2 protein-coding genes are annotated in these 14,887 nt (G+C 74.2%); both read right to left on the bottom strand.

Features of this window, described 5'->3' with window-relative positions; genetic code table 11:
• Nucleotides 1-4: 4 nt before the first annotated feature.
• A complete protein-coding gene (locus KBX46_RS13435; RefSeq protein ID WP_374224973.1) occupies nucleotides 5-9,208 on the bottom strand; it encodes a type I polyketide synthase in 9,204 nt (3,067 codons plus the stop codon).
• 46 nt (nucleotides 9,209-9,254) lie between these two features.
• A complete protein-coding gene (locus KBX46_RS13430; RefSeq protein WP_374224966.1) occupies nucleotides 9,255-14,885 on the bottom strand; it encodes a type I polyketide synthase in 5,631 nt (1,876 codons plus the stop codon).
• Nucleotides 14,886-14,887 lie beyond the last annotated feature (2 nt).

The raw sequence follows: 14,887 nt of genomic DNA, 5'->3' as shown, positions 1-14,887 counted from the left end.
CCCGTCAGCTCTCGGTGCCGTCGAGGGCGAGGCGGACCAGCTCGCTGACATCGAGCTCGGCCAGGTCCTCACCGTCGTCATCGGTGGCCGGCGGCGCATCCGGCGCCTCCGGCCCGGTCTGTGCCAGGCCGAGCAGGGTGTCCAGCAGACCGGCCGCGCGCAGCCGCTCCACCGGGATCCGGGACAGGACCTGTCGGACCTGCTGCTCCTCCGGGTCCCCGCCCGCCTCCGGGCCGGCCAACTGGTCGAGGACGTATTCGGCCAGGACCAGCGGTGACGGGTAGTCGAAGATCAGCGTCGCGGGCAACGGCAGGCCGAGTTCGGCGGAGAGCGCGTTGCGCAGCTCCACCCCGGTCAGCGAGTCGAAGCCGAGCTCCAGGAACCCGCGGTCGACGTCGACGCCGCCGGGGGCGGTGTGCCCCAGCACGGTGGCCGCGTTCTTGCGGATCAGGTCGAGCACGACCCGTTCCCGCTCGGCTGGCGGTAGGCCGGTCAGGCTGCGGCGTAGCGCGTCGGCGTCGGCCGCGCTCTCGGCGCCCGGCGCGGCGGCGGTGAGCGCCGCCCGCGCCTCGTCGATCTCGTCCAGCAGCCGGCCGGAGCGGACCGCCTGGAACGGCAACGCGAACCGGGCCCAGTCGACGTCGGCGACGGCGAGCGCCACCTCACGGTCGTCGATGGCGGCGGCGAGCGCCTCGATCGCCGACTCCGGGTTCATCACCGGCAGGCCACGGCGGCGCAACTGCTCCTGGGCTGGCCCTTCGGCCATGCCACCGTCGCCCCACGGACCCCAGGCCACCGCGGTACCGGCGAGGCCGCGACCCCGCCGGGCCTCGGCGAGGGCATCGAGGTACGCGTTGGCGGCCGCGTACGCACCCTGGCCGCCGCTGCCCCAGATCCCCGCGATGGAGGAGAAGAGCACGAACGCGTCGAGCGGCCGTTCGCCGAGCAGCGCGTCCAGGTGCACCGCACCGGCGATCTTGGCGCGGACCACGGAGGCGAACTCGTCCAGATCGGTGTCCCGCAGCGATCCGGGGGTGCCGATGCCGGCGGCGTGCACCACAGCGGTCAGCGGCAGGTCGGCGGGGACGCGGTCGAGCACCCCGGCCAGCGCGTCCCGGTCCGCCACGTCGCAGGCCTCGACGGTGACCCGGGCGCCGAGCGCGGTCAGCTCGCCGGTCAGGTCGGCCACCCCGGGTGCGTCGGCGCCCCGGCGACTGAGCAGGAGCAGGTGCTCGGCTCCTCGTTCGGCGAGCAGCCGCGCGACCCGCCCGCCCAGCGCTCCGGTGCCACCGGTGATCAGGACCGTGCCGCGCGGGCGCCACTGCGGACCCGGTGTCGTGCTGCGCGGGTGGCGGACCAGTCGGCGACCGAAGATCGCCGAGGCGCGGACCGCCACCTGGTCCTCACCGCCTCCGGCGCCGGCACCGGCCAGCACGGCGCAGAGCCGTGAGCCGGCGCGGTCGTCGAGCAGGGGTGGCAGGTCGACCAGACCGGCCCACAGCCGGGGCTGTTCCAGGGCGGCGACCCGGCCGAGGCCCCAGACCTGCGCCTGGGCGGGCGCGGCGACCCGCTCCGAGCCGCCGATCGCGACAGCGCCGCGGGTCACGCTCCACACCGGAGCGGTGGCGCCGAGCTGGTCGAGGGCCTGGACCAGCGTCACCGTGCCGGCGACGCCTCTGGTGAGGATCGGGTGCGTGGGATGCGGCTCCTGGTCGAGGGCGAGCAGGGACAGGATGCCGTGCACCGGGCCGTGTTCGTCGAGGGCCGCGCCGAGCCGCGCGGCGGTGCCGGCCCGGGTCAGGTCGGCCGGCGTCAGCGTGACGGTTCCGGTCGCCGCGCCGTGTCGGCGCAGCACGGCGGCGAGTTCCGCCGTGGGGTGCTCCGGGGTGCTGACCAGCAGCCAGGTGCCGGTCAGGGTGGGCGTCCCGGTCGAGGACAGGGGCCGCCAGCGTACGCCGTAGCGCCACCCGTCGATCGTGGAGCTGCGCCGGGCCTGCCGCCGCCAGTCGGAGAGTGCCCGGACGACCGCCGGAAGGGTGGCGTCGGGCGGCAGGGCGAGTTCGGCGCCGATGCCGTCGAGGTCCGCGCGTTCGATGCGGTCCCACAGGTGCTCGTCGTTGTCGGCGGTGGGCCGGGCCCAGGAGACCGAACCGGGCCAGTAGTGCTGCCGTTGGAAGGCGTAGGTGGGCAGGTCGACGCGGCGCGCTCCGGGGTGCAGAGCGGCCCAGTCCACCGCGACGCCCCGGACGTGAAGCTGGGCGAGCGCGGTGCGCAGGGCGGTGGGCTGGTCCCGGTCGGCGCGTTGCACCGGCACGAAGACCGCGTCGGTCACGCAGTCCGCGCCCATCGCCGACAGGACCCCGTCCGGGCCGATCTCCACGAACGTGGCGACACCCGCGCCCTCCAGGGTGGCGATGCCGTCGGCGAAGCGCACCGCCTCCCGCACGTGCCGCACCCAGTACGCCGCGTCCTGCGTCTCACCAACCTGCCCGGTCACGTTCGAGACGACCGGAATCCGCGGAGACGCGTAGGTCAACGTCTCCGCAACCTGTGCGAACTCCACCAGCATCGGCTCCATCAACACCGAGTGGAACGCGTGAGAAACCGTGAGCCGCTTGGACTTCTCGAACTGGGCGGCCACGGATGCCACCTCGTCGGCGGCACCGGACAGCACCACCGAGCGCGGACCGTTGACCGCCGCCACGGACACCCCGTCGACCAGCAAAGGCAGCACCTCGGCCTCGGTGGCCCGCACCGCGACCATGACCCCACCGGCCGGCAACGCCTGCATCAACCGACCGCGCGCCGCGACCAGCTTCGCCGCATCGGCCAGCGACAACACCCCGGCCACATGGGCGGCGGCGATCTCACCGATCGAGTGCCCCACCAGATAGTCGGGGGTGGCACCCACCAGCCGGTAGAGCGCGACCTCAACAGCGAACAACGCGGCCTGCGTGTAGACCGTCTGGTCCAGCTCCCCGCCGTCGGCGATCACCGCGCGCAACGGCCGGTCCAGATGCAGATCCAGTTCCGCGCAGGCCGCGTCGAACGCCTCGGCGAACACGGGGTACGTGGCGGCCAGTTCCAGGCCCATGCCCGGGCGCTGCGAACCCTGCCCGGAGAACACGAACGCCGTCCTGCCCCGCACCACCGAACCGGTGATCGGAGCCGGTGATCCGGCGGCCACCGCCGCCAGCTCGGCACGGCCGAACACCGCGGCCCGGTGCCGGTGCTGGGTACGGGTGGTGGCGAGGGAGAAACCGACGTCGTACGGGTCCAGCCCCGGGTGCTCGTCCAGGTGGGCGAGCAACCGCCCGGCCTGGTCGCGCAACCCCTCCTCGGTCCGCGAGCTGAGCAGCCACGTGACGGGGCGCTCCGGGTTCGTGGCGGGGGCGGCGGTCGTCGGGGCCGGGTCGCCCTCCAGCACGACGTGGGCGTTGGTGCCGCTGATGCCGAACGACGACACCGCGGCCCGGCGCGGCCCGGCGCCCTCCCACGGCAGGGACCGGTCGAGCAGCGCTACCGCACCGGACTCCCAGTCCACCTCGGCGCTCGGCTGGTCCACGTGCAGCGTCCGGGGCAGCACCCCGTACCGCATCGCCTGGATCACCTTGATCACACCGGCGACACCGGCTGCGGCCTGAGTGTGGCCGATGTTCGACTTGATCGAGCCGAGCCGCAGCGGGCGGTCCGCCGGTCGGTGCTGCCCGTACGTGGCGAGCAGCGCCTGGGCCTCGATCGGGTCGCCGAGCCGGGTGCCGGTGCCGTGCGCCTCCACCAGGTCCACCTCGGAGGGTCGCAGGCCCGCGTCGGCGAGAGCAGCCCGGATCACCCGTTGCTGGGCGGGGCCGTTGGGGGCGGTCAATCCGTTCGACGCGCCGTCCTGGTTGATCGCGCTGCCGCGTACCGTGGCGAGGATCTGGTGGCCCGCGGTCAGCGCCGCGGATCGGCGCTCGAGCAGCAGCATGCCCGCGCCCTCGCCCCAGCCGGTGCCGTCGGCGCCGTCGGCGAACGCCTTGCAGCGGCCGTCGGCGGCGAGCCCGCGCTGACGGCTGAACTCGACGAACCGGCCCGGGGTGGCCATCACCGTGACACCGCCGGCCAGCGCCTGGCGGCACTCGCCCTGGCGCAGCGACTGGGCGGCGAGGTGCAGCGCGACCAGGGACGACGAGCAGGCGGTGTCGATGGTGACGGCCGGTCCCTCCAGGCCGAGCGCGTAGGAGATCCGGCCGGACGCGACACTGCCGGCGTTGCCGGTCATGGTGTGCCCCTCGACGCCCTCCGTGGAGCCGTAGAGCAGCGCGCCGTAGTCCTGGCCGTTCGAGCCGACGAAGACGCCGACCTGCTCCCCGCGGGCGGTCGACGGGTCGATGCCGGCGTGCTCGAAGGCCTCCCAGGCGGTCTCCAGCAGGAGCCGCTGCTGCGGGTCCATGGCCAGGGCCTCACGCGGTGAGATGCCGAAGAACTCCGGGTCGAACGCGGCGGCGCCGTAGAAGAAGCCGCCCTCGCGCACGTAGCTGGTGCCGGCGTTGTCCGGGTCGGCGTCGTAGACGCTGTCGACGTCCCAGCCGCGGTCGGCGGGGAACGTGGAGATCGCGTCCACCTCGTCGTGCACGAGCTGCCACAGCTGGTCGGGGTTGTCCGCACCGCCGGGGAAGCGGCACGACATGCCCACCACGACGATCGGGTCGTCCTGGTCGGCGGCGGTGGAGGCGTCCGGGCCGGCATCCGGCTCGGCGTCACCGTCGGTCCCTCCGGCGAGCAGACCGCCGAGGTGGGAGCCGAGGGCGAGGGCGGTCGGATGGTCGAAGATCAGGGTGGCGGGCAGCCGCAGGCCGATGGCCGCGCCGAGCGCGTTGCGCAGTTCGACAGCGGTGAGCGAGTCGAACCCGAGGTCACGGAAGGCGCGCTCCGGTTCCACGCCGTCCGCGCCGGAGTGGCCGAGGACCGCCGCGGCGTGCCCGCGGACCAGCTCGACCAGGGCTGCGGAGCGGTCCCGGGCGGTCATCGACAGCAGCCGCCGGGTCAGGTCGCCGGACGGGTCGGTGCCGGTGCTCCCGGCGGCTTCCCAGAGGGTGGCGAGGGTGGGGTTGGGGCGTACCGCGGTGAAGGTGGGGGCGAACCGCTCCCAGTCCACGTCGGTCAGGGCGAGGGCCGGCTCACCGGCGCCGATCGCGCTGGCGAGGCCGGTGAGGGCCAGCGCCGGGTCCATGGCGCCCAGGCCGCCGCGGCTGAGCCGCTCCCGGCGTACGGCCTCCTCGGCGAGGCCTCCGTCGCCCCAGCGGCCCCAGGCGATCGAGGTGGCCGGCAGGCCGGCGGCGGCCCGCTGCTCGGCCAGGGCGTCGAGGTACGCGTTCGCGGCGGCGTACGCGCCCTGCCCGGCGTTACCGAGGGTGCCGGACAGCGACGAGAACAGCACGAACGCGGTCAGGTCCCGGTCCCGGGTGAGGTCGTGCAGGTGCTGGGCGGCGACGGCCTTCGGGGCGAGCACCCGCTCGATCCGGTCCCGGTCGAGGCTGCCGAGCGTGCCGTCGTCCAGGACGGCGGCGGTGTGGAAGACGGAGGTCAGGTCCGGCAGGCCGTCGATCAGGGTGCGCAGGGCGTCCCGGTCGACGATGTCGCAGGCGGTGATGGTGACGCGGGCGCCGGCCTGCTCCAACTCGGCGCGCAGGTCGTCGGCGCCAGGGGCGTCCGGGCCTCGGCGGCTGGTGAGCACCAGGTGCTCGGCGCCGTTGCGGGCCAGCCAGCGGGCCGTGTGCGCGCCGATCGCGCCGGTGCCGCCGGTGACCAGTGCGGTGCCCGACGGCGACCACCCGGGAGTGGTGCCCTGCAGGGCGCGGGTCAGCCGGCGGGTGTAGAGGCCCGAGGCGCGGACGGCGAACTGGTCCTCGTCGTCGCCGGCGGTGAGTGCCGCGACGAGCCGGGCGGCCGACCGGGGGTCGGGCTGCGCCGGCAGGTCGATGAGGCCACCCCAGCGGTGCGGCTCTTCCAGTGCGACGACCCGGCCGAAGCCCCAGAGCGCTGCCTGCGTGGGTGCCGGGGCGGCGTCGGAACGGCCGACCCGGACTCCGGAGCGGGTGGCGAGCCAGAGCGGGGCGGTGACGCCCGCGTCCGCGAGACCGTGCAGCACCGTGGACGCGTCGTGCACCGCGCCAGCGGCCTCGGCGGCGGGCAGGGAGAACAGGGACAGCACTCCGTCGACGGGTGTCGCGCCGATGGAGGCGTTGACCGCGTCGGTGAGGGCGCTCCGGTCGATCGGGCCGGGAGCGATGGCCACCGGTACGACCCGGGCGCCGGCCTGCGCGAGGGCGTCCTCGGCGGCGTCCGACCAGGGTTCGCCGGTTGGACGCAGGACCAGCCAGGTGCCGGTGAGGGTGTTCTCGGTCGGGGTGGTCCTGGTCTGCCAGGTGACCCGGTACCGCCAGTCGTCGAGGGTGTGGTGCTCGCGCTTGCGGCGGCGCCAGGCGGTGAGGGCGGGCAGCAGCTCGCCACCGTCGCCGGTGATGCCCAGCGGGGTGAGGTCGCCGTTCTCGACGGCCTGCCAGAACTCGCTGTCCACCGGGTCGGCCGCGCTGATCGCGCTGCCACGGGTGGGCCAGTAACGCTCGTGCTGGAACGGGTACGTCGGCAGGTCCACGACCCGGGTGGCCGCGATGATGGTGCTCCAGTCGACCGGCGCGCCCCGCACCCACGCCTCGGCCAACGACCGTACGACCTGCTGGGGGCCGCCCGCGTCACGGCGCAGCGTGCCGATGGTGGTGGCCTCGATCGCACCGGCGAGCACCGGGTGAGCGCTGACCTCGATGAAGATCCGGTGCCCGGCCGCCTGCGCCGCCGCGACGGCCAGGTCCAGGCGCACCGGCTGGCGCAGATTGCGATACCAGTAGCCGGCGTCCATCTGACCGCCGTCCTCCACTGTGGAGAACACGGGCACCTCGCCGGCCAGCGGTTGCACACCGTCCAGGACACGGGCCAGCTCCGCCTCCACGGGCTCGACCAGAGCGCAGTGTGAGGCGTAGTCGACCTTGACCCGCTTCGCCCGCACCCCGGCCGCCTCCGCAGCAGCCAGGAACGGATCCAGGTCGGCGCCGGCGACGGCGACGCTGGTCGGGCCGTTGACCACGGCGACACTGACCCCGTCGGTCAGCAGGGGTGTGACCACGTCCAGGCCGGCGTTGACCGACACCATCCCACCGCTGCCCGCAATCGACAGCAGCGCCTTGCTCCGCAACGCCACGACCCTCGCCGCATCGCTGAGCGACAGCACCCCGGCCACACAGGCCGCCGCGATTTCCCCCTGCGAATGGCCAATCACCGCGTCCGGGGTCACACCCTTGGCCCGCCACACCTCGGCGAGAGAGACGTGCACCGCCCACAACACCGGTTGCACCACGTCCACCCGCTCCAACGGATCGTCCGAGCGCAACACCTCCAACAGATTCCAGTCCACCAACGGATCCAACGCCGCCGCGCACTCCGCGATCCGCGCCGCGAACACCGGCTCCGCATCCAACAGCCCCGCAGCCATGCCGACCCACTGCGAACCCTGACCCGGGAACACGAACACCACGCCCGAGTCCGGGTGGGCCGCACCGGAGACCACCGAGCCCGACGGCAGGCCGTCCCGGAGGGCGGACAGGCCCGCGGAGTGGTCCGGGCCGAGCACGACCGCCCGGTGGCTCAGCACCGACCGGGTGGACAGCAGCGAGTACGCCACCGCGCCCGGATCCGCCGTCACCCGCGACAACCGATCCGCCTGCCCGCGCAGCGCCTCCGGCGCGGCCGCCGACAACAGCCACGGCACATCCGGCGCCGTCCCGACCGGCTCGTCCACCGGCGCGGCCGGTGCCTCCTCGATGATCACGTGGGCGTTCGTGCCGGACACCCCGAACGACGACACCCCGGCCCGGCGGGGACGCTCCCCCGCCGCCCACGGGCGCGGTGCCGTCAGCAGCTCCACCGCACCGTCGGACCAGTCCACCTGCGGCGTCGGCTCGTCCACGTGCAGGGTCCGCGGCAACGTCTCATGACGCAGCGCCTCGACCATCTTGATGATCCCGGCGACGCCGGCGGCGGCCTGTGTGTGCCCGATGTTCGACTTCACCGACCCCAACCACAACGGCTGGTCCGCCGGGCGCTCCCGGCCGTAGGTGGCCAGCAGGGCCTGCGCCTCGATCGGGTCGCCCAGCCGGGTGCCGGTCCCGTGCGCCTCCACCACGTCGACGTCCGCCGCCGAGAGCCGGGCGTCGACCAGCGCCGCCTGGATCACCCGCTGCTGCGACGGCCCGTTCGGGGCGGTCAGCCCGTTGGACGCACCGTCCTGGTTGACAGCGCTGCCGCGTACCACGGCGAGGACCGGATGCCCGTTGCGCTGGGCCTCGGACAGCCGCTCCAACAGCAGCACACCCGCGCCCTCGGCGAAGCCGGTGCCGTCGGCGGCACCGGCGAAGGCCTTGCAACGGCCGTCGGCGGCCAGGCCACGCTGACGGGAGAAGCCGACGAACAGCGACGGGGTCGCCATCACTGTCACACCGCCCGCCAGCGCGAGCGAGCACTCACCGGCCCGCAGCGCCTGCGCCGCCAGGTGCAGCGCGACCAGCGACGACGAGCAGGCCGTGTCGACGGTGACCGCCGGCCCCTCCAGGCCCAGCGAGTACGACACCCGGCCGGAGATCACCGCACCCGCGTTGCCGGTGGCGAGGTAACCCTCCAGGCCCTCGGACGCACCCATCAGCATCGCCGCGTAGTCCGAGCCGTTGGTGCCCGCGAACACGCCGGTCGGCGACCCGGACAGCGACGCCGGGTCGATGCCGGCCCGCTCGATCGCCTCCCACGACACCTCCAGCAGGAGCCGCTGCGCCGGGTCCATCGCCAGTGCCTCGCGCGGGCTGATGCCGAAGAAGCCGGCGTCGAAGTCACCCGCCCCGCTGAGGAACCCACCCTCGGCGGCGTACGACGTCCCGGGGTTGTCCGGGTCGGGGTCAAACAGCGCCTCGGTGTCCCAGCCCCGGTCGGCCGGGAACGGCGTGATGCCGTCGCCGTCCGCCGCAACCAGGTTCCACAGTGACTCCGGGGAGTCCACGCCACCGGGGAACCGGCAGCCCACACCGATGATCGCGATCGGTTCGTCGGCGCGTACCTCCAGGTGCCGGATACGCTCCTGGGCGGTTTCCAGGTCGGCGGTGACCCGCTTGAGGAAGTAGCGCAACCGCTCTTCGTTGGCCATCGGTGGTCTCCCCTTGTGAGCGTGCGGGTCAGGCGATGCCGAACTTCTTGCCGAGGAGTTCGAACATCTCCTCGTCGGTGGCGTCGGCCAGGGCTTCGCCCGCGGTCTCCACCGGCTCGGCGCGGCCGTGCTTCCAGTCGGCGACGAGCGCCTGCATGCGGGTCATCAGCCGGACGTACGTGACGTCGTCCGGTTCGAGGCCGTCCAGGGCCGCTTCCAGCCGGTCCAGGTCGTCCAGCGCGGAACTGTCGTCGGCGCCGCCGCACAGACTGTCCAGGAAGGCGGCGAGCGTGACCGGGTTCGGATAGTCGAAGACGAGCGTGACGGGCAGCCGCAGCCCGGTGGCGGCGCCCAGGCGGTTGCGCAGCTCCACGGCGGTCACCGAGTCGAAGCCGAGCTCCTGGAACGCCTTCTTCGGCGGCACCTCGTCGGCCGAGGCGTAACCGAGCACCGTGGACACCTGTGCCCGTACCGTGTCCAGCAGGACCTTGGCCCGCTCGGCCGGCGGCAGGCCCGCCAGGCGCGCCGTGGCGCTCTCGCCGCCGCCGTCCCCGTCGCGGGCGATCGCCGCGAGCACCTGCTGTGCCTCCGGGATCGCGCTGACCAGCGGGCTGGGTCGGGTCGCGGTGACCGCGACGAAGAACCGCTCCCACCGGATGTCGGCGACGGTGAGGAACGGCTCGCCGTGCTCCACCGCCTGGCGCAGCGTGGTGATCGCCAGCTCGGGTGCCATCTCGGCGACGCCGTGGCGGGTCAGCAGCTCACCGAAGTCGCCGTCGGCCATGCCACCGCCACCCCAGGCGCCCCAGGCGATCGCGGTGCCCGGCAGGCCGAGCGACCGGCGGTGCTGCACCAGGGCGTCCAGGTAGGCGTTGGCGGGGGCGTAGTTGCCGACGCCGGAGCTGGCCACCGTGCCGGCGAACGAGGAGAACGTGATGAACGCGTCCAGGTCCAGGCCCAGGGTCAGCTCGTGCAGGTGGCGGGCGGAGTCCACCTTGGCGCGCAGGACACCGTCGAGGCGGTGTGTCTCCAGCGCGTCGATCACGCAGTCGTCGAGGACGGCGGCGCTGTGCACGACAGTGGTCAGCGGGGTCTTCGCGGGGATCGCGTCGATCAGCGCGGCCAGGGCGTCCCGGTCGGCGGCGTCGCAGGCGGCGAGAGTGACTGTCGCACCCAGCGCGGTGAGGTCGTCGCGCAGCCGGTCCGCGCCGGGCGCGTCCGGGCCTCTGCGGCTGACCAGCAGCAGGTGCTCGGCGCCGTGCTCGGCCAGCCAGCGGGCCAGTTGGGACCCGAGGCCGCCGGTGCCGCCCAGGATGAGGGTGGTGCCGCGCGGCTGCCAGCTCCGCGCCGGGCTGCGGTCACCGACCGGGGCGCGCATCAGGCGCCGGCCGAGGAGACCGGGTGGACGGATCGCGGCCTGGTCCTCGCCGGTCGCGCCGGAGAGCAGGGCGCAGAGCAGGCCGGAGCCGCGCTCGTCGAGCGTCCCGGGCAGGTCCACGAGGCCACCCCAGCGTTCCGGGTGTTCGAGCGCGGCCACCCGGCCGAAGCCCCAGAGCAGCGCCTGGACCGGGTTGGCCAGGGGGTCGCCCGGCCCGGTGCCGACCGCGCCGTGCGACGCGCACCAGAGGGGGGCGCCGACGCCGAGGTCGCCGAGGGCCTGCACCAGTACGACGGTGGCGGCGAAGCCGCGCGGGGTGGAGCGGTGCCCGTCCAGGACCCGTTCGTCCAGGGCTAGCAGGGACAGCACCCCGTCGGGGCGGTCGCAGCCGGCCGCGTCGAGCGCCAGGGTGAGCTGGGCGGCCAGGGCGGTGCGCTGGACGTCGACCGGGTCGATCTCCAGCGGCACCACCTGCGCGCCGCCGGCCCGCAGGGCTCCGCTGACCTGGGCGGGCAGCGGGGAGTCGAGACCAGCCGGTACGGCGACCAGCCAGGTGCCGGTGAGACGGGCCGGCTGGTCGGGAACGCGGACCCACTCGTCGCGGTAGCGCCAACTGTCCAGCGTCGAGCCGGTCTGCCGCTGCCGCCGCCACGACGACAACGCCGGGAGCAGGTCCCCCACGGCCGCCGGGTCGGCGCCGATGGTCTCAGCGAGCACGTTCGCGTCCTGCCGCTCGACGGCGTTCCAGAAGACCGCGTCGTCGGTGCCCGGGGCCGCAGCGGCGGGAGCCGGAGGCCGCTGGCCGCCCAGCCAGTACGGCCGGCGCTGGAAGGCGAAGGTCGGCAGCGGCACGATGCGCCCCTGCGGCTGGACCGTCGCGAAGTCGACAGCGGCACCGTGCACGTACGCCGCGGCCAGTGACTGGGTGAACCGGCGGAGCCCTCCGTCGCCGCGGCGCAGCGTGCCGAGAACCACGGCGTCGCCGCCGGTCTCCTCGGCGAGGCCGGTGAGCCCGGCGATCAGCACCGGGTGCGGGCTGATCTCGACGATCAGGGCGTGACCGGCGCCCAGGGCGGTGCGGACCGCCCGGTCGAGGCGGACCGGGTTGCGCAGGTTGTCGTACCAGTAGCCGGCGTTCATCGCGGTGCCGTCGATCGGCTCGCCGGTGACCGTGGAGATGATCGGCACGGTGCCGGCGGTCGGCGTGATCCCGTCCAGGAGTCGGGCCAGCTCGTCCTCGATCGGCTCGACCTGGGCGCAGTGCGAGGCGTAGTCCACCTGGACCTGCCGGGCGCGGACACCGGCCGCCTGGGCCGCGGCCAGGAAGCCTGCGACGTCGGCGCCGGCCACGACCACGCTGGACGGGCCGTTCACGGCGGCGACGGCGATGCCGTCGGTGAGCAGCGGTTCTACCGCCGAGAGCGGGGCGTTGACCGACACCATGCCGCCGGTGCCGGACAGGGCCAGCAGCGCGCGGCTGCGCAGGGCGACCACCTTGGCGGCGTTGGTCAGCGACAGCGCGCCGGCCACACAGGCGGCGGCGATCTCGCCCTGGGAGTGGCCGATGACCGCGCCGGGTCGTACGCCACGGGAGATCCAGGTTTCGGCGAGCGACACCATCACCGCCCAGAGCGCGGGCTGCACCACGTCGACCCGGTTCAACGCGGCCGGGTCGGTGGAGCGCAGCACGTCGAGCAGCGACCAGTCGACGTACGGGTCGAGGGCGGCGGCACACTCGGCGATCCGGGCGGCGAAGACCGGCTCCTGGTCGAGCAGTTCGGTCGCCATGCCGAGCCACTGCGAGCCCTGGCCGGGGAAGACGAAGAGTGGCCTGGCGCCGAGCTGCCGGTCGGCCCGGGGGGCGCTGCCGTCGGGGAACTCGGCGAGGGTCTGCAGCATCTCCCTGCGGTTGGAGCCGACGACGACGGCGCGGTGGTCGAAGGTGGCCCGGGTCTTCCACAACGAGTGGCCGACGTCCGTCGGTGTGAGCGAGGGGTGCCGGGTCAGGTGGTCGTGCAGGCGGCGGGCCTGCTCGACGAGGCCGGCCTCGGTACGTGCCGAGATCGGCCACGCGGCGAGCTGGTCGTCGCTGCCGTCGGTGGCGTCGACAGGGGTCTCGGCCGGTGGCTCCTCCAGGATGATGTGCCCGTTCGTGCCGGAGACGCCGAACGACGACACCCCGGCCCGGCGCGGGTGCCCGGTCTCCGGCCACGGGATCGTCTCGGTGAGCACCTGCGCGGCGCCCGCCGACCAGTCCACGTGCGAGGTGGGCGCGTCGACGTTGAGTGTCTTCGGCAGGACCCCGTGCTGGATGGAGAGCACCGCCTTGATCAGCCCGGCGATGCCGGCCGCCGACTGGGTGTGCCCGATGTTCGACTTGACCGAGGTGATCCAGAGCGGGTGCTCCGCCGGACGGCCCCGGCCGTACGTCTCCAGCAGCGCCTGCGCCTCGATCGGGTCGCCGAGGGTGGTGCCGGTGCCGTGTGACTCGACGGTGTCGACCTGGTCCGGGGTGAGCCGCGCGTTGGCGAGCGCGGCGCGGATGACCCGCTCCTGGGCCGGCCCGTTCGGCGCGGTCAGGCCGTTGGAGGCACCGTCCTGGTTGGTCGCGCTGCCGCGCACGATCGCCAGGATCGGGTGGCCGTTGCGCTGCGCGTCGGAGAGCCGCTCGGCCATGATGATGCCGACGCCCTCCCCCCAGGCGGTGCCGTCGGCGGCCTCGGCGAAGGGCTTGCACCGGCCGTCCGCGGCCAGCCCCTTCTGCCTGCTGAACAGGATGAACGCACCCGGCGCCGCCATGATCGTGACGCCGCCGACCAGGGCCAGGTCACACTCGCGCGACCGCAGCGACTGGACCGCCCAGTGCATCGCGACCAGCGACGACGAGCAGGCCGTGTCCACCGTGACGGCCGGGCCACCGAAGCCCAGGCTGTACGCGATCCGGCCGGACGCGACGCTGGTGGTGGTGCCGGTGCCGAGGTACATGTCGACGCCCTCGGGCGCCTCGTGCAGCGCGGTGCCGTAGTTCTGCTGGGTGATGCCGACGAACACGCCGGTCTGGCTGCCGCGCAGGCTCTGCGGGTTGACACCGGCCCGCTCGATCGCCTCCCAGGACGCCTCCAGCAGCAGCCGCTGCTGTGGGTCCATGGCGAGCGCCTCGTGCGGGCTGATCCCGAAGAACGCGGCGTCGAAGTCGGCGGCGTCGGTCAGGAACGAGCCCTCCCGGACGTAGCTCTGGCCGGGTGCGTCCGCGTCCGGGCTGTAGAGCGACTCCAGGTCCCAGCCACGGTCGGCGGGGAGCGGGCCGAGCGCGTCGCGCCCGCCGACCAGCATCTGCCAGAGGTCTTCCGGCCCGCGTACGCCTCCGGGGAACCGGCAGCTCATCGAGACGATCGCGATCGGCTCCCGGTCACGGTTCTCGGCCTCGTGCAGCTGCTGCCGGGTCTCCTGAAGGCTGGTGGTGACCTTCTTGAGGAAATGGCGAAGCTTCTCGTCGTCTGCCATCACGACACTCCGAACTCTCGGGTGATGAACTCGAACATTTCGTCGTCGGTGGCCGACTCGAGGTCCTGCGCCACGTCCGCGGCGCCGGTGGGCTCCAGCCCGGCCAGCAGGTCCCGCAGGCGACTGGTCACCTGCTCGCGGACCGGTCCGTCGCCGGGCAGCGTGGCCACGGCGGCTTCGATCCGACTCAACTCGGCCAGCAGCGGCTCGGCCGCCCCGACCTCGTCCGGCACCACCTGCGCCCGCAGGTACGCGGCGAGCGAGTGGGCGTTCGGGTAGTCGAAGACGAGGGTGGCGCGCAGCCGCAGGCCGGTCGCGACGTTGAGCCGGTTGCGCAGCTCGACGGCGGTCAGCGAGTCGAAGCCCAGCTCCTTGAACGGCAGGGTCGGGTCCACCTCGTCCGGGCTCGGGTAGCCGAGGACAGCGGCGACGTTGGCGCGTACCACCTGGAGGACCAGGGCGTCGGCGTCCTCGTCGGCGAGACCGGCGAGCCGCTGGGCCAGGCCCACGACCGACGGGCCACCGGCCGGTTCGGCGACCGGCCGGGTGGCGCCACGGACGAGTCCGCGCAGCAGCGCCGGCACTGTCTCCACCGGCTGGTTGCGCAGCCCGGCCAGGTCCAGGTCGGCGGGGATCAGCAACGGCTCGTCCAGCACACCTGCCGTGTCGAACAGGGCGAGCGCCCGGGCGGTCGGCAGTCGCCGGACCCCGCCGCGCGCCACCCGGCGCAGGTCGGCGCCGTCCAGGTGCCCGGTCATGCCGCTGGCCTGCTCCCACAG

The organism is Micromonospora sp. C81 (assembly GCF_018070425.1).
Taxonomy (GTDB): Bacteria; Actinomycetota; Actinomycetes; order Mycobacteriales; family Micromonosporaceae; genus Micromonospora; species Micromonospora zamorensis.
This window is presented reverse-complemented; position numbering and strand designations above follow the sequence as displayed.